Raw genomic sequence first — 16,383 nt, 5'->3', positions numbered from 1 at the left:
GCTAGCAAAAACAGAGGGCGCCTTGGCGCCCTCAACGATTCGCTAGCAACCAATGACTAGCAACTGCCCTCCAGCCAGTCCTGCGGCTTGAGGAAGACCTCGTACAGTTCGGCTTCCGGGCTGCCGGCTTCCGGTTTCCAGTCGTAGCGCCATTTGACGACGGGCGGCAGGGACATCAGGATCGACTCGGTGCGCCCGCCGGACTGCAGGCCGAACAGCGTGCCGCGGTCCCAGACGAGATTGAATTCGACGTAGCGCCCGCGACGGTAGGCCTGGAAGTCGCGCTCGCGCTCGCCGTAGGGCGTGTCGCGGCGCTTGGCCAGGACCGGGAGGTAGGCCCGGGTGAAGGCGTCGCCGACGGATTGCGTCAGGCTGAAACAGCGCTCGAAACCGCCTTCGTTGAGATCGTCGAAGAAAACGCCGCCGACGCCGCGCGGCTCGTTGCGGTGCTTGAGGAAGAAGTAGTCGTCGCACCACCCTTTGTATTTGGCGTAAACATCGTCGCCGAACGGGGCCAGCGCATCGCGGCAGCTGCGGTGGAAATGAGCCACGTCTTCCCGCTGGCCGTAATAGGGCGTCATGTCCATGCCGCCGCCGAACCACCAGACATCGTCTTCGCCTGCCTTGCTGGCGACGAAGCTGCGCACGTTCATGTGCGCCGTCGGGCAGTAGGGGTTGCGCGGGTGGAGGACCAGCGAGACGCCCATCGCTTCCCACGAGCGGCCGGCCAGTTGCGGGCGCACGGCGGTGGCCGAGGCGGGCAGGGAGTTGCCGGTGACGTGCGAGAAATTGACGCCGCCGCGTTCGAAGAAATCGCCTTCCTCGATCAGTCGCGAAACGCCGCCGCCGCCTTCCGGTCGAACCCAGCTGTCGGTGCGGAACGGCTGGCCGTCGAAAGCCTCCAGTTCGCCGACGATGCGGCTTTGCAGGCCGGTGAAGTAATCCTTGAGGCGGGTGGTGTCCATGGTTGTCTCCGTTGGATGTGCAACGGGCGGCTCATGCATGGCGTGAGCCGCCCGATTGTCGTTTTTCTGCCGGCCGGTGCCCCGACCGCGCGCTGTCAGCGGCCGATCGCCCGGTAGCCGATGTCCTTGCGGTACTGCATGCCCTCCCAGGCGATCTGGGCGGCGGCCTCGTAGGCAGCCTTCTGGGCCAGCTTGACGTTTTCGCCGAGCGCCGTGACGCACAGCACGCGGCCGCCGGCGGTCACCGCCTGGCCGTCCTTGTCGGCCGTGCCGGCATGGAAGACGTGGCAGTCGTCGCCGAAGCTGTTGCCCTTGGGCAGGCCGCCGATGACGTCGCCCTTTTTCGGGGTGTCCGGGTAATTGGCGGCGGCGAGCACGACGCCCAGCGCGATGCGGCGGTCCCATTCGGCCTCGACCTGGTCGAGGGTGCCGGCGATGCCGTGTTCGAGCAGATCGACGAAGTCGGACTTCAGGCGCATCAGGATCGGCTGGGTTTCCGGGTCGCCCATGCGGCAGTTGAATTCCAGCGTCTTGACCGAGCCGTCCTTGCCGATCATCAGGCCGGCGTAGAGGAAACCGGTGAAGGGGATGCCGTCGGCCGCCATGCCGCGCACCGTCGGCAGGATGATTTCGCGCATCGCCTTGGCATGCACTTCCGGGGTGACGCACGGAGCCGGGGAGTAGGCGCCCATGCCGCCGGTGTTCGGGCCCTGGTCGCCGTCGAAGATGCGCTTGTGGTCCTGGCTGGAGGCCAGGGCGAGCACGTTCTTGCCGTCGACCATGACGATGAAGCTGGCTTCCTCGCCGTCGAGGAAGTCCTCGATGACGACGCGGGCACCGGCATCGCCCAGCTTGTTGCCGGACAGCATGTCGTCGATGGCGGCGTGCGCTTCGTCGAGGCTCATGGCGACGACGACGCCCTTGCCGGCGGCCAGGCCGTCGGCCTTGATGACGATGGGGGCGCCCTGGCGGTCGATGTAGGCGTGGGCCGCGGCGGCATCCGAGAAGGTCTCGAAGCCGGCGGTCGGGATGTTGTGGCGGGCCATGAAGCGCTTGGCGAAGTCCTTGGAGGACTCGAGCTGGGCGGCTTCCCTGGTCGGGCCGAAGATCTTCAGGCCGCGGTTGCGGAAGACATTGACCACGCCGGCCGCCAGCGGGGCCTCGGGGCCGACCAGCGTGAGGTGGATTTTGTTCTGCTCGGCGAAATCGGCCAGCGCTTCCGGATCGGTGATGTCGATGTTTTCCAGCTCGTGCTCGCGCGCCGTGCCGGCATTGCCGGGGGCGACGAACACCTTCTGCAGGCCGGGGGTCTGCGCCAGGCGCCAGGCCATGGCGTGCTCGCGGCCGCCGGAACCGATTACCAGTAGTTTCATTGTGCTAGTTCCTAGTTGCTAGTCGTTGGTTATTCGTCGTTAGTTGTTAGCGAGGGGTTGCCAGCGACTAGCAACTAACGACTCGCGACTGCCTTTAGTGTCGGAAGTGGCGGGCGCCCGTGAACACCATGGCGATGCCGTGTTCGTCGGCTGCCGCGATGACTTCCTCGTCGCGCATCGAGCCGCCCGGCTGGATGACGGCGACGGCGCCGGCTTCGGCCAGCACGTCGAGGCCGTCGCGGAACGGGAAGAAGGCGTCGGAAGCGACGACCGAGCCCTTGAGCGGCAGGCCGGCGTTCTGCGCCTTGATGCTGGCGATCTTGGTCGAATCGACGCGGCTCATCTGGCCGGCGCCGACGCCCAGGGTCATGCCGCCGCCGCAGAAGACGATGGCGTTGGACTTGACGAACTTGGCAACGCGCTCGGCGAAGAGCAGGTCTTCGATCTGCTGGGCGGTCGGCTGGACCTTGGTGACCACCTTGAGGCCGGAAGCCTGGGCGGTGAAGTCGTCGGCCGTCTGCACCAGCAGGCCGCCGCCGACGCGCTTGAGCTCAAGCTTGTTGAGGTCGCGGCCGAGCGGCACGACCAGCACGCGCAGGTTCTGCTTGGCAGCGAGCGCTGCCTTGGCTTCGGCGGTGAAGGACGGGGCGATCAGCACTTCGACGAAGTGCTTGCGCTCGTTCATGGCGTTGACGACGTCGATGCCGACTTCGCCGTTGAAGGCGATGATGCCGCCGAAGGCGGAGGTCGAGTCGGTCTTGAAGGCCTTTTCGTAGGCGCCGAGCAGCTTGCCGTCGATGGCCACGCCGCACGGGTTGGCGTGCTTGATGATGACGCAGGCCGGGGCGTCGAAGGCCTTGACGCATTCCCAGGCGGCATCGGAATCGGCGATGTTGTTGTAGGACAGTTCCTTGCCCTGCAGCTGGGTGTAGGCGGCGATGCTGCCCGGCAGCGCGACGGTGTCGCGGTAGAAGGCAGCCTGCTGGTGAGCGTTCTCGCCGTAGCGCAGGATTTCGGTGCGGTCGAAGGCCAGTTGCAGCTTGGCCGGGAACACGGAGGGCAGCGGTGCGGCGTCGGCCGGCTTGCTTTCGGCGCCTTCGTCGAGGCCGGTCAGCCAGTTGGCGATCATGCTGTCGTAGCGCGCGGTATGCGTGAAGGCCTTCTTGGCCAGGCCGAAGCGGGTGGCCAGTTGCAGCGCGCCACCGTTGGCCTTCATCTCGTCGAGCAGCGGCTGGTAATCGGACGGGTCGGTCACGATGGCGACGCCGTTGTAGTTCTTGGCCGAGGAACGGACCATGGCCGGGCCGCCGATGTCGATGTTCTCGATGGCGTCTTCCAGCGTCACGCCCGGCTTGGCGATGGTGGCGGCGAACGGGTAGAGGTTCACGCAGACCAGGTCGATGGTCGGGATGCCATGCTCGGCGATGGTCGCCAGGTGCTCGGGCAGATCACGACGGGCCAGGATGCCGCCGTGCACCTTCGGGTGCAGGGTCTTGACGCGGCCGTCGAGCATTTCCGGGAAGCCGGTGTAGTCGCCGATTTCGGTGACTTCCAGGCCGGCGTCGCGCAGCATCTTGGCGGTGCCGCCGGTGGACAGCAGCTTGACGCCTTGCGCGGCGAGGCCCTGGGCGAATTCGAGAACACCCGTCTTGTCGGAGACGGAAATCAGCGCTTGCTTGATGGTCATGGTCGTGGCTTACAGAAGTGAATGTTCGGTGAGTTTCTTGCGCAGCGTGTTGCGGTTGATGCCCAGCATCTCGGCGGCCAGCGTCTGGTTGCTGCCGGCCTTGGCCAGCACGACTTCCAGCATCGGCTTTTCCACGCTCTTGAGGACCATGTCGTAGATGGCGGACGGGCTTTCGCCGTCCAGGTCCCTGAAATACTGCTCCAGTGCGTTCACGACGCACTTCCCCAGATCATGTTGGCTCATGCTGCCAACGCCTCCTCTTGTGTTTTGTTTTCTTCATACTGCAGATGATCGTGTTCCTCCGCGTAACGCAGGAAAAACTCGTTCACGGCCTGGTGCTGCAATTCCACCGTCGGCAGCGTGTTCATCACCTTGCGGAACGCCGCCGAGCCGATCAGGCCCTTGGTGTACCAGGAGATGTGCTTTCTCGCGACCTTGACCCCCGTGTCCAGGCCGTAGAAATCGTAGAGGTCTTCGAGATGCGCCATCAGGATGGCGTGGATCTCGCCGACCGGCGCCGGCGCCATTTTTTCGCCGGTCTTCAGGTAGTGTTCGATCTCGCGGAACAGCCAGGGGCGGCCCTGGGCGGCGCGGCCGATCATCACGCCGTCGGCGCCGGTGACGTCGAGGACGTGCCTGGCCTTCTCGGGCGTCGTGATGTCGCCGTTGGCGATGACCGGAATCTTCACCAGCGTTTTCACGTAGGCGATGGTGTCGTATTCGGCTTCGCCGGTGTATTGCTGGCAGCGCGTGCGGCCGTGGATGGCGACGGCGCGGATGCCGGCGTTTTCGGCGATGCGCGCGATGTTCGGCGCATTCTTGTTGGCGATATTCCAGCCGGTGCGGAATTTCAGCGTCACCGGCGTGTCGGGCACGGCACCGACCACGGCATCGAGGATCTCGCCGACCAGCTGCTCGTGCTGCATCAGCGCCGAGCCGGCCATCACGTTGCACACCTTCTTGGCCGGGCAGCCCATGTTGATGTCGATGATCTGGGCGCCGTTGTCGACGTTGTGCCTGGCCGCCTCTGCCATCATCTTCGGATCGGCGCCGGCGATCTGCACCGAGATCGGATCGACCTCGCCGGTGTGGTTGGCCCGGCGCAGCGTCTTGGCGCTGCCGTAGAGCAGCGAGTTCGAGGTGACCATCTCGGAAACGGCCAGTCCGGCGCCCATCTTCTTGCACAGCTGGCGAAACGGACGATCCGTGACGCCCGCCATCGGTGCGACGAAGAGATTGTTGCGCAAGGTAAAACCGGCAAATTCCATGGGCGAGCGGGTGCGTTCAAGCAAATTTTGGGAAGCGGCGGATTGTAGCGCAATTGCCGCCTAAAAAATAGTCAGAGGGGCATCGATTTGCATCCCGGCGCCCCGGCTTGACGATTGATTTTTAATGACCTTTGAGCGCGTAGATGCCCGGCGCATTGCGCCAGTAGCCCTTGTAGTCCATGCCGCAGCCGAACAGGAAACGATCGGCAATATCGAGGCCGGTGAAGTCGGCGCGCATGCCCGGCTCGGCCTTGCGGTCATGGTCCTTGTGCACCAGCACGGCGGTCAGCACGCGGGCCGCGCCTTCCTCGCCCAGGTGCTGGCAGATGGCTTTCAGGGTGTGGCCTTCATCGAGGATGTCGTCGATGACCAGGACGGTGCGCCCCTTCAGCTCCTGCGCCGGGCGGACCCGCCAGTCGAGCAGGCTGTTGCCCTGCAGCTGCATGCCATAGCGGCTGGCGTGCAGGTAGCTCACTTCCAGCGGGAAGTTCAGGCGGGCGAGCAGCTGGCCGGCGACGACCAGGCCCCCGTTCATGACCGAATAGACCAGCGGTGCGCTGTCGGCGAGCTCGGCGGTGATGGCTGCGGCCATGCGGTCGAGCGCGGCATCGACCTGTTGCGGCGTGGCCAGGCAGTCGGCCTCGGCCATCGCGCGCTTGATTTCGTTGATGTCGACGGTCATGTCAGTGTCCTTCAAATTCGCAAACGGTAAAGATGGGCAGGCCGGCGGCCTTGAGCAGCCGGGAGCCGCCGAGTTCGGGCAGGTCGACGATGGCGGCGGCTTCGACAATGGTGCCGCCCAGGCGCTGGATCAGCCGGGCGCCGGCCATCATGGTGCCGCCGGTGGCGATCAGGTCGTCGATGAGCAGCACGCGGTCGCCGGCCTTGATCGCGTCGGTGTGGATTTCGACGGTGGCGTTGCCGTATTCCAGTTCGTATTCCTCGCTCACCGTCGAGAACGGCAGCTTGCCCTTCTTGCGCACCGGCACGAAGCCCTTGTTCAGCTGGTGGGCGACGACGGCGCCGAGGATGAAGCCGCGCGCATCGATGCCGGCGACGACGTCGATCCGGTCTTCCATGTAGCGCAGCACGAAAGCGTCGACGAGCACGCGGAAGGCGCGCGGGTCCTGCAGCAGCGGCGTGATGTCGCGGAACTGCACGCCCGGCTCGGGCCAGTCCGGAACGGTGCGGATGCGGGCTTTCAGGTAGCCGGTGTCGGGCAGGGGGGCGTGGTTCATGGCGAGCTCAGAGCAGGGCGAATTTGGCGACGAAGGCGGCGGCGATGACGGCCACCGTCGGCGAGACATCGCGGGCGCGGCCGGACAGCGCCTTGATCGCGACATAGGAAATGAAGCCGAAGGAAATGCCGTGGGCGATCGAGAAGGTGAACGGGATGGTGATCGCGGTGACGACGGCGGGAGTCGCCTCGGTCAGGTCGTCCCAGTGGATTTCGGCGAGGCCGCGCGACATCAGGATGGCGACGTAGCACAAGGCCGGCGCCGTGGCGTAGGCCGGCACGGTGCCGGCGAGCGGCGCGAAGACGATGCAGCACAGGAAGAGCAGGGCGACGACCACGGCGGTCAGGCCGGTGCGCCCGCCGGCGGCGGTGCCGGCCGCCGATTCGATGTAGGCGGTGGTCGACGAGGTGCCGAGCAGGGCGCCGGCGCTGATGGCGACAGAATCGGCGAGCAGGGCCTTGCGCAGGCGAGGCAGCTTGCCGTCCTTGTCGAGCAGGCCGGCGCGGTGGCAGACGCCGACCAGGGTGCCGGAGGCATCGAACAGCTCGACCATGAAGAAGGTGAGGACGACGGCGAGCAGGCCGGCATTCAGGGCGCCGGCAAGGTCGAGCTGCATGAAGGTCGGGGCCAGCGACGGCGGGGCGGCGACGATGCCCTTGAACTCGGTGAGGCCGAGGCCGACCGAGGCGCCGGTCACGGCGAGGATGGCGATGATGATGGCGCCCGGCACCTTGCGGTATTCCAGCGCGACGATCAGCATGAAGCCGGCGGCGGCGAGCAGCGGGCCGGGTTGGTGGATGTCGCCGAGGGTGAGCAGCGTCGCCGGATGGGCGGTGATCAGGCCGGCGTTCTTGAGGCCGATGATGGCGAGAAAGAGGCCGATGCCGGCGGAAATCGAATACTTGAGCGAGGTCGGAATGGCGTTGACGATCCATTCGCGCACCTTGAACAGGCTGAGCAGGATGAACAGTCCGCCGGAAATCAGGACGGCGCCCAGGGCGGTCTGCCAGGTGTAGCCCATGCCCTGGACGACGGTGAAGGCGAAGTAGGCATTGAGGCCCATGGCCGGGGCGAGGGCCACCGGGTAGTTGGCGTAGAGGCCCATGATCGCCGTGCCGATGGCGGCGGCCAGGCAGGTGGCGACGAATACCGCATCGCGCGGCATGCCGGCGGCGGAAAGGATGTCCGGATTGACGAAGACGATGTAGGCCATCGTCAGGAAGGTGGTCAGGCCGGCGAGGACTTCGGTGCGGACCGTGGTGCCGTGGGCCTGCAGCTGGAAAAACCGTTCGAGCATGCGCTGCTCCCGGAAAAAAGCAAGGCACTCTATCGCAATGTGAGGCCCGGCGCGATTGTGGTTTACACCAACGCGAAAGCGAGGCCGAGCAGGCAGGCAAAGACCAGCTGCAGGCCGGCGGTGGCGGCGAGAATCAGGTTGAACGCCGGGCCGGGCGGCTGGCGATAAAAGCGGGCGATCAGGCGCAGAGCGAGCGGGAGCGACAGCAGCGGCAGGGCGGCCGGCCAGCCGAGGTCGCCGAGCGCCGGCAGCAGGGCGTAGGGAGCGAGCATCTCCAGCGCATAGACATGCCGGGTGGCCGGGCGGCCGAGACGAACGGCCAGCGTGTTCTTGCCGTGGGCCTGGTCGCCGTCGTGGTCGCGGTAGTTGTTGACGGTGATGACGGCGGCGGCGTGGATGCCGACCAGTGCCGCGACGACGAGGGCCGTGGGCGTAAGGGTCAGCGTCTGCAGGTAGTAGCTGCCGCCGACGGCGACCAGGCCGAAGAAGGCAAACACGAAAACCTCGCCGAGCGGCCCGTAGGCGATGGGCTTGGGGCCGCCGGTGTAGGCCCAGCCGGCGGCCAGCGAGGCGAGGCCGATGGCGACGATGGGCCAGCCGCCGTGGCGGACGAGATAGATGCCGCACAGGAAAGCCAGCGCGAAGCTGAGCCAGGCCCCGGCCTTGACCGTGCCCGGCGACAGCCAGCCCTCGGCGGTGGCGCGTCGGGGACCGAGGCGCCCGGGCGTGTCGGTGCCGCGCAGGAAGTCGCCGACGTCGTTGAACAGGTTGGTGCCGATCTGGATGAAGGCGGCGCCGAGCGCGGCGGCCAGCAGCGGCAGCCAGAGCAGGGCGTGGACGTCATGCCAGGCGACGGCCGTGCCGACCAGCACGGGCGACAGCGAGACCGAGAGCGTCTTGGGGCGACAGGCGAGGAACCAGGCGGTGCTTTTGTTCATGGGTCGGATCGAAGGGCCGGGGGCACGACATTAACCGGCTGCCGCGCCCTTGCCCTTGGCGCAGATCAAGGCCAGGCGCGGGCGCCCCAGATCATGCGCTTGGCAACGAAGTGGCGGGCCGGCGGGAAGACGTCGAGGGCGAGCAGGCCCAGGCCGCGCGCCACTTGCAGCGGGGCGCAGTCGTTGGAGAAGGCCCTGACGATCCGGTCGGTGAACAGGGCGCCGCCCCGGCGATCAAGGCGGCGGCTGGCCGCGTAGTCCCCCAGGCTGGCAGCGTCGATGCCGCTCCTGAGCAGAGTCTCGCACAGCTGCCAGGCGTCGCGCAGGCCGAGGTTGAAGCCCTGGCCGGAGACCGGGTGCAAGGTCTGGGCGGTATTGCCGATCCATACCTCGCGGCCCTTGACCAGGGTGTCGCGCAGGCGCAGGGCGAGCGGGAAGCGGCTGCGCGGGCCGGGCCTGGCGAAGCGCATGCGGCTGCCGAACTGGGCCTGCAGGGCGGCGCTGAAGGCGGCGTCGTCCATCGCCATCACGGCATCGGCCTTGGCCGGCGGCAGCGTGAATACGATGGCGTATTCCTCGCCGAGCGGCAGCAGGGCCAGCGGGCCGTCGGGTGTGAAGCGTTCCCAGGCGCGCCGGCCGTGGCTAGGCGTCGGCGTCACTTCGCAGATCACCGCATGCTGGTCGTAGTCGCTGACCGACACGGCCGGATCGTCGCCGGGCGTGCCCTCGGCATGGACCAGCAGTCGGCAGCGGATGGTCCGCTGCCGGCCGGCCTGGCGCAGGGACACGGTGGCGCCGTCATCGTCGGCGTCGATGCCGAGGATTTCCGTCTCGGCCAGCAGGCTGCCGGTGGCGAGGTTGGCGGCCAGCGCGGCGGCGAGGTCGCGGTAGCGAACGACGTAGCCGAGTGCCGGCAAGGCGTAATCGTCGCGGTCGATCAGCGTGCGGCCGAAACCGCCCTTTTGCGAGACGTGGATGGTTTCGATCGGCGTGGCGGCGCGGGCCGGCCAGCTGGCGATCTGTTCGAGCAGTTCGCGGGCGCCGTGCGACAGGGCGAGGGCGCGCGGGTCGGTCTGCAGGTCGGCCGGGGGGCGGCGGTCGATGAGCAGCGATGGCTGCCCGCCGGCGGCGAGGGCCAGGTGCAGCGTCATGCCGACCGGGCCGGCGCCGACGATCAGGATGTCGACGGTTTCCACGGCTTCAGTCACGGCGCATCACCTCCTCGATCTCGGCGACCGTCTTCGGTGCCGAGGTGTAGATGTCGCAGCCGCTGTCGGTGACGCGCACATCGTCCTCGATGCGGATGCCGATGCCGGCCAGCGCCGGCGGGATGTCGTCGGCCGGGCGGATGTAGAGGCCGGGTTCGACGGTGACGGTCATGCCCGGCTGCAAGGTCGTCCATTGGTCGCCGACCTTGTATTCGCCGGCGTCGTGCACGTCGAGGCCGAGCCAGTGGCCGGTGCGGTGCATGTAAAAGCGGCGGTAGTCGCCTTTTTCGATCAGGTTGTCGATATCGCCCTGGAGCAGCTTGAGGTCGACCAGGCCTTGCGTCAGCACGCGCACGGCGGCGTCGTGGGCTTCCATGAAGTGGCGGCCGGGGGCGGTGGCGGCGAAGGCGGCGTCCTGCGCGGCGAGGACGATTTCGTAGACATCCTTCTGGGCGGCGTTGAAGCGGCCGTTGACCGGGAAAGTCCGGGTGATGTCGGCGGCGTAGCCCTCGACTTCGCAGCCGGCGTCGATCAGCACCAGGGTGTTGTCGTTGAGCAGCTTGTTGTTCTCGACGTAGTGCAGCACGCAGGCATTGGCGCCGCCGGCGACGATGGGCGTGTAGGCGTGGGCATCGGCGCCGCGCCTGCGGAATTCGTAGGTCAGTTCGGCTTCCAGCTCGTATTCGGCCATGCCGGGGCGGCAGGCGCGCATGGCGCGGGCGTGGCCGGCGCTGGCGATGTCGGCCGAACGCTGCTGGATGTCGGCCTCGGCGGCGTCCTTGACCAGGCGCATGGCGTCGAGTTCGGCGCGCAGGTCGTGGATGGCGCGCGGCGCACGCTTGCCGGCCCGGGTCTGGGCGCGCACTTCGTTGAGCGCCTTGGCGATGCGGGCATCCCAGGCGGCATCGTGGCCGATGGCGTGCCACAGCGTGTCGCGGTCGACGAGGAATTCGGCCAGTTTCTTGTCGAATTGCTCGATCGGGTAGGCGGCGTCGAAGCCGAAGGCGGCTTTCGCGGCCTTGGGGCCGTAGCGGTAGCCGTCCCAGATTTCGCGTTCTTCGTGCTTTTCGCGGCAGAAGAGGATGGATTTCGGCTTCTTGCCGCCGATCAGCACGACGACGGCTTCCGGCTCGGGAAAGCCGGTCAGGTACCAGAAGTAGCTGTCGAAGCGGTAGAGATGGTGCGCGTCGCGATTGCGGATGACTTCCGGCGCGGTCGGCACGATGGCGACGCCGTCGCCGATTGTCTTCAGCAGGCGCTTGCGGCGGGCGAGAAAGTGGGCGTGGGTCATTTGGCTGCGTAAGGTGCTGTTTGCTCTTGAGCCGAGGGTGGCGTCTGAACGAGTTGCTCCGGTTGCAGCAACTCGATCACCCCGTTATGGCTGATAACCAATGCGGTAGCGGTTTGTCGGGCAATTTCCCTGGCGCGACGGGCGGCCCGCTCGATAGCGTGAACGGATAAACGCAAATCCGGGTCTTGTGCGGTTTCAATCGGGCGAGTGTTCATCTTCATTCACTCCAGTCCTGCAGGGTCGGCGTCAAGCCGCTGTTATCGTAAAGCATCCAGGCGTCTACACGCGGGGCGTAGTATTGGCGGAAATTCTCCAAGCCTGCGGAGTAGCGGCGCCGAATGACGTTTTCGGGAATATCGTGCCCGCCTTGTCGCACTCGCTGGGCTACGCGGGCAATGGCCTCCTCGGGGCTGTCGAGTTGCAGGAAAATCAGCTTGACGCGATAGCCGGCGGCTTGCCATTGGTCGATCAGCCGCAAATAACCTCGCCCGGACAGCGTGGTTTCAAACGCAAAGCTGGTTCGAGAAGCAAAGTGGCGGTTCAGTTCCTGCAGCATCAGGCGGGCCGCTGCAATAGCTGCCGATTCGGGGGCGAAGGGGGCGAGCCCCGCGGCAATCAGGTCGGCGTTGATGAAGGCCGGGCAACCGGCCTCGTTCGGCAGGAATTCGCGGGCAAAGGTGGTTTTCCCGGCTCCGTTGGGGCCGGCGATGATCAGGACACGTGGCTGGGCGGCGGCGGTCATCGGGAGGCTGTCTTCGATAGCTCGGCATCCAGTTCCGCAAGACGTTGCGGTGTTCCCACGTCGACCCAGTGGCCGGCGTGGCGTTCCCCGGTCAGCGTCTTGGCCGCGATGGCGGCGTCGAGCAGCGGGCGCAGTTTCATGACCGTGCCGGCTTGGACGCCGGCGAAGAAGGATGGCGAAAAAACGCCGATGCCGGCATAGGTGAGCGTTTGCTCACCGTGGGCGTAGATGACCCGCTGGCCGTCCAGGCTGAAGTCGCCGCCGGCATGGTGCGCCGGGTTGGCGACCATGACGAGATGGGCGTTCGCCGATGCGAGTCGCCGGGCCTGATTGAAATCCCAGTCGCAATAAACGTCGCCGTTGACCACCAGGAAGGGCGCGTCGCCGAGCAGCGGCAGGGCGGTGGCGATGCCGCCGGCGGTCTCCAGCGCGCCCGGCGGTTCCGCCGAGTAGCGGATGCGCAGGCCCCATGGCGAGCCGTCGCCCAGCGCGCTTTCGATCTGCTGGCCGAGGTGGGCGTGGTTGATGACGATGTCGCGGAATCCCGCCGCCGCCAGGCGCTCCAGGTGCCAGACGATCAGCGGCTTGCCGCCGGCGACCAGCAGCGGCTTGGGCGTGTGGTCGGTCAGCGGTCGCATGCGTTCGCCGCGGCCGGCGGCGAGGATCATCGCTTTCATCTTGGAATCCAGGATGGAGTGCCTTTGCTGGTAGCCAACAACTACTTATACCGGTAGCCGATCTGCTCGGTGTTGCCTTCGAGGCGGTCGAGCAGGTTCTGCAGCGGCTTGAGCTGGAGGTAGCGGCTGGCCGTCTTGCGGGCGTAGTTGATGAAGCGCGGCAGGTCTTCGCTGTATTTGTCCTTGCCGTCGCGGTACTTCAGGCGGCAGAAGATGCCGAGCACCTTGAGGTGGCGCTGCAGGCCCATCAGCTCGTATTCGCGCCAGAAGGCGCCGAAGTCCTCGCGCACCGGCAGGCCGGCGGCGCGGGCCTTTTCCCAGTAGCGGACGACCCAGTCGATTTCCTGCTCTTCGTCCCAGGAGATGAAGGCGTCGCGGAACAGCGAGACGACGTCGTAGGTGATCGGCCCCATGACGGCATCCTGGAAGTCGATGATGCCCGGGGTCAGGCGCTCGGCGCTTTCGACGACCATCAGGTTGCGCGGCATGAAGTCGCGGTGCACGAACACCTTGGGCTGGCCGAGCGCCGAGTTGATCAGGAACTTGAAGGTGCGATCGAGCATGATGCGGTCTTCGTCGGCCAGTTCGATGCCGAGGTGGCGGCCGACGAACCATTCCGGAAAGAGGTCGAGTTCGCGGCGCAGCAGCGTGCCGTCGTAGGGCGGCAACGTGGCGGCGGTCGACGACAGTTGCCACTGGATCAGCACGTCGAGGACCGGGCGGATCAGCAGGTCGGCCATGCTCAGGTCGGCGTTCAGGGCGTCGAGGTAGCCGATGCGGCCGAGGTCGGTGAGCACCAGGAAACCCTTGTCGAGATCCTTGTCGAGGATGCGCGGCGCGGCCAGGTCGGCCTTGGCGAGCAGTCCGGCGACATGGATGAAGGGCTTGCAGTCTTCCTTCTCCGGCGGGGCGTCCATCAGGATGCGCGTGCTGCCGTCCGGCCAGGTCAGGCGGAAGTAGCGGCGGAAGCTGGCATCGGCCGAGGCCGGGGTGATCTGGACGTTCTGGTTGGGGAAGCGCTCGGCTACCCAGTCTGTAACAAGTTGATCGCGCGACATCGGTCGGGTGTGGGTTCGTTGTAAAATGGCGCGATTTTAACACTCGGGTTCCGGTCGTTCCGGTCCTCGCTTTTCTTCGATCGCCTGAATGCCCGGTTTTTCCCGTCGCCCGCTCGCCGTTCTTGTCTGCTGCCTGTTTTCCGGCACGCAGGTCGGTCATGCGGCCATCGAGACCGAGCGCGCCTCGCTGCAGGCGGCGGGTTCGGCGCCGGAAGAACTTGTGCAGCCGTTGATGCTGGCGGCCAACGACGTGCCGCTGAACCTGCGCAAGGAACGCAAGTTCGACATCCTCAAGAAAAAGAAGGCGCCGGCGGAGAAGGTGCAGGAAGCCAAGGTGCCGGTGCCGGAAGCGCCGGCGGTGTTGAAGCAGGACGATAGCTATCCGCTGTTCATCGTCGCCGACCAGATCGAGGGGCAGGCCGACGAGCTCACGGAAGCCGAGGGCGATGTCGAACTGCGCAAGGTGGGCAGCCTGCTCTATGCCGACCGCCTCACCTATCGGCCGCTCGAGGACGAGGTCGAGGCCACGGGCTCGGTTCGCCTGCTGCAGGATGGCGCGGAGATCAGCGGCCCGCATTTGCGCATGCGGCTGTCCGACCGGATCGGTTCGGCCGAGCAGGCGACCTACCACATCGTGCGCGACGTGCCGAGTCGCTACTATGCCCCGCAGCAGACGGTGGTCACGGTGGCGAGCAGCAACGCGAATACCTCGGGCGCGCCGATGATGCTCAACGTCGCCAACAGCTACGGGCTGCCGACGCAACTGCCGCCGCCGCGTCCCTCGGAAGCCAACGGTTACGCCGAACGGATCGATTTCGAAGGCGAGAACCAGATGTCGCTGTTCACCAATACCTATTCGACGTGCAAGCCGGGAAGCGCCGACTGGTATCTGAAGAGCGCCGAAACGCATCTCGATTACGACGAGGGCAAGGGAACGGCCAGGGATGCCACGCTGTGGTTCCATGGCGCGCCCATTCTCTATACGCCGCTGGCGTCCTTTCCGCTGAACAACCAGCGACGTTCGGGCATCCTGCATCCGCATTTCTCGACGTCGACGCGCAGCGGCCTGGACCTGACGGTTCCGTACTACCTCAACCTGGCGCCGAACTACGACCTGACGCTGGTGCCGCGCTACCTGTCGAAGCGCGGCGTCCAGATCGGGGCCGATGCGCGCTATGTCGATCATTTCTACGAAGGCCAGGCACGCTTCGAGTACATGCCGAACGACGACATGTTGAATCGTCATCGCTACGCCTATCGTATCGACCATCGGCACAACCTGGGACGCGGTCTTTCGGCAACGGTTAACTGGAACGGCGTTTCCGACGACTACTACTGGCAGGACCTGACCTCGCGTCTGCTGCAGACATCGCAGACCCAGCTGCCGCGCCAGGTGTCGCTCGGCTATACGCCCGCGCCGTGGCTGCAGACCAACATGCAGGTGCTGCGCTACCAGACCTTGCAGATCGATCCGGCCAACCCGATCGCCCGTCCCTACTTCCTCGAGCCACAGCTCAACCTGCTGGCGTACAAGCCGAACGTGTTCAAGACCGATTTTTCCGCGATCGGCCAATATTCGCGCTTCACCCACGTCGATGCCGCAAAGGTGCAGGGCGACCGGATGGTGTTCTATCCGCAGGTTTCCCTGCCCATCGTCCATCCGGCCTTCCAGATCACGCCCAAGCTCGGCCTGCACCTGACCAAGTATTCGCTGGACGAGCAGGCTTCGGGGCTGCCCAATACCTTCAGCCGCGCGCTGCCGACCTTCTCGCTCGATTCGACGGTGGTTTTCGAGCGCGAGGGCGACTGGTTCGGCAAGGGCTACATCCAGACGCTGGAGCCGCGGCTCTACTACGTCAATATTCCGTACAAGGACCAGAGCCAGATTCCGCTGTTCGACACCGGCCTGTCCGACTTCAATTTCGCCCAGATCTTCTCCGAGAACCGCTACAGCGGTTACGACCGCATCAACGACGCCAACCAGCTGACGGCCGGTCTGACCACCCGTCTGCTCGACGCGGAGACGGGGGTCGAGCGCTTCAAGGCGATGCTGGGCCAGCGCTATTACTTCAAGCCGCAGCGCGTTTCGATCGCTAGTGAAACGACGCGCCAGAGCGACTTTTCCAACATCGTCGCGGCCTTCAACGGGCTGGTCGCGTCGAAGACCTACGCCGATCTGGCGACCGAGTACAACTACCGCGAAAACGTCATCGAACGCTTCTCGGCCGGCGCGCGTTTCCAGCCGGAATACGGCAAGGTGCTGTCGGCCAGCTATCGCTACACCCGCGATGCGCTGACCGGCAATTCCACCGTCGACCAGGTCGATTTCGCCGGCCAATGGCCCATTTCGGCCAACTGGTATGCGGTCGGCCGCTACAACTACTCGCTGCGCGACAGCCGGGCGCTCGAAGTCATCGCCGGCGTCGAGTACAACGCCAGCTGCTGGTCGGTTCGTCTGGTCGGGCAGCGCCTGGCGGCGATTTCCGGTACGCCCAACGAGACGCTCTTCCTGCAGCTCGAACTCAACGATTTCGGCAGCATCGGCTCCAATCCGATCGGCATGCTCCGGCGCAGCATCCCGGGTTATGGCAAGATCAACGAACTGCCAACCAACAGCAGTCTGCTTACTCCCTAATGAACC

The 16,383-nt window shown here is 66.1% G+C and carries 16 protein-coding genes; 1 reads left to right on the top strand and 15 read right to left on the bottom strand.

Annotated features, from left to right (window positions below; genetic code table 11):
* Positions 1-56: 56 nt before the first annotated feature.
* The 15 genes from hemF to Q0P59_RS05165 all read right to left on the bottom strand — a co-directional run bounded on the left by hemF (position 57) and on the right by Q0P59_RS05165 (position 13,742).
* Positions 57-965: an oxygen-dependent coproporphyrinogen oxidase gene (hemF, locus tag Q0P59_RS05235; RefSeq protein WP_295004300.1), complete on the bottom strand. Its 909-nt coding sequence runs from the start codon at positions 963-965 to the stop codon at positions 57-59.
* Between the two features lie 95 nt (positions 966-1,060).
* Entirely contained in the window at positions 1,061-2,338 is a 1,278-nt protein-coding gene (gene purD / locus Q0P59_RS05230) for a phosphoribosylamine--glycine ligase (RefSeq protein ID WP_295004298.1), read from the bottom strand.
* Positions 2,339-2,432: 94 nt separating this feature from the next.
* Positions 2,433-4,025, bottom strand: a complete 1,593-nt coding sequence (gene purH, locus Q0P59_RS05225; protein WP_295004296.1) for a bifunctional phosphoribosylaminoimidazolecarboxamide formyltransferase/IMP cyclohydrolase — start codon at positions 4,023-4,025, stop codon at positions 2,433-2,435.
* A 9-nt stretch (positions 4,026-4,034) separates the two neighbouring features.
* Positions 4,035-4,268, bottom strand: a complete 234-nt coding sequence (locus Q0P59_RS05220) for a Fis family transcriptional regulator (RefSeq protein ID WP_295004294.1) — start codon at positions 4,266-4,268, stop codon at positions 4,035-4,037.
* Positions 4,265-5,293: a tRNA dihydrouridine synthase DusB gene (gene dusB, locus Q0P59_RS05215; protein ID WP_295004292.1), complete on the bottom strand. Its 1,029-nt coding sequence runs from the start codon at positions 5,291-5,293 to the stop codon at positions 4,265-4,267. The genes Q0P59_RS05220 and dusB overlap by 4 nt, the downstream gene beginning before the upstream one ends.
* A 121-nt stretch (positions 5,294-5,414) precedes the next feature.
* A complete protein-coding gene (locus tag Q0P59_RS05210; RefSeq protein WP_295004290.1) occupies positions 5,415-5,975 on the bottom strand; it encodes a hypoxanthine-guanine phosphoribosyltransferase in 561 nt (186 codons plus the stop codon).
* A gap of 1 nt (position 5,976) precedes the next feature.
* Positions 5,977-6,531, bottom strand: a complete 555-nt coding sequence (locus Q0P59_RS05205) for an adenine phosphoribosyltransferase (RefSeq protein WP_295004288.1) — start codon at positions 6,529-6,531, stop codon at positions 5,977-5,979.
* Between the two features lie 7 nt (positions 6,532-6,538).
* The gene (locus Q0P59_RS05200; protein ID WP_295004286.1) at positions 6,539-7,828 is read right to left on the bottom strand and encodes an NCS2 family permease; all 1,290 of its coding nucleotides are present in this window, start codon (positions 7,826-7,828) and stop codon (positions 6,539-6,541) included.
* A gap of 62 nt (positions 7,829-7,890) precedes the next feature.
* Positions 7,891-8,766, bottom strand: coding sequence for a 1,4-dihydroxy-2-naphthoate polyprenyltransferase (locus tag Q0P59_RS05195; protein WP_295004284.1), 876 nt, complete (start codon positions 8,764-8,766; stop codon positions 7,891-7,893).
* 65 nt (positions 8,767-8,831) lie between these two features.
* Positions 8,832-9,974 carry an FAD-dependent monooxygenase gene (locus tag Q0P59_RS05190; protein WP_295004282.1) on the bottom strand — a complete coding sequence of 381 codons (1,143 nt, stop codon included), beginning with the start codon at positions 9,972-9,974 and terminating at the stop codon, positions 8,832-8,834.
* Positions 9,967-11,265 (bottom strand): aminopeptidase P N-terminal domain-containing protein, encoded by a 1,299-nt coding sequence (locus Q0P59_RS05185; protein WP_295004280.1) that lies wholly within the window; start codon positions 11,263-11,265, stop codon positions 9,967-9,969. Before Q0P59_RS05185 ends, Q0P59_RS05190 begins: the two co-directional genes overlap by 8 nt.
* Entirely contained in the window at positions 11,262-11,486 is a 225-nt protein-coding gene (locus tag Q0P59_RS05180) for a hypothetical protein (RefSeq protein WP_295004278.1), read from the bottom strand. Before Q0P59_RS05180 ends, Q0P59_RS05185 begins: the two co-directional genes overlap by 4 nt.
* The gene (locus Q0P59_RS05175; RefSeq protein ID WP_295004276.1) at positions 11,483-12,007 is read right to left on the bottom strand and encodes a zeta toxin family protein; all 525 of its coding nucleotides are present in this window, start codon (positions 12,005-12,007) and stop codon (positions 11,483-11,485) included. Before Q0P59_RS05175 ends, Q0P59_RS05180 begins: the two co-directional genes overlap by 4 nt.
* A complete protein-coding gene (gene murU, locus Q0P59_RS05170) occupies positions 12,004-12,684 on the bottom strand; it encodes an N-acetylmuramate alpha-1-phosphate uridylyltransferase MurU (RefSeq protein ID WP_295004274.1) in 681 nt (226 codons plus the stop codon). The genes Q0P59_RS05175 and murU overlap by 4 nt, the downstream gene beginning before the upstream one ends.
* A gap of 41 nt (positions 12,685-12,725) precedes the next feature.
* On the bottom strand, positions 12,726-13,742 hold the full coding sequence (locus Q0P59_RS05165; protein WP_295004272.1) for a phosphotransferase: 1,017 nt from the start codon (positions 13,740-13,742) through the stop codon (positions 12,726-12,728).
* A gap of 88 nt (positions 13,743-13,830) precedes the next feature.
* Between Q0P59_RS05165 and Q0P59_RS05160 the strand changes: the two genes are divergently transcribed.
* Positions 13,831-16,377: an LPS-assembly protein LptD gene (locus Q0P59_RS05160; RefSeq protein WP_295004270.1), complete on the top strand. Its 2,547-nt coding sequence runs from the start codon at positions 13,831-13,833 to the stop codon at positions 16,375-16,377.
* Positions 16,378-16,383: the final 6 nt, after the last annotated feature.

Origin of the sequence: uncultured Dechloromonas sp. (assembly GCF_945957265.1) — a bacterium.
Classification (GTDB): Bacteria; Pseudomonadota; Gammaproteobacteria; order Burkholderiales; family Rhodocyclaceae; genus Azonexus.
The sequence above is the reverse complement of the archived record's forward strand: the minus strand, read 5'-3'. Positions and strand labels throughout refer to the sequence as shown.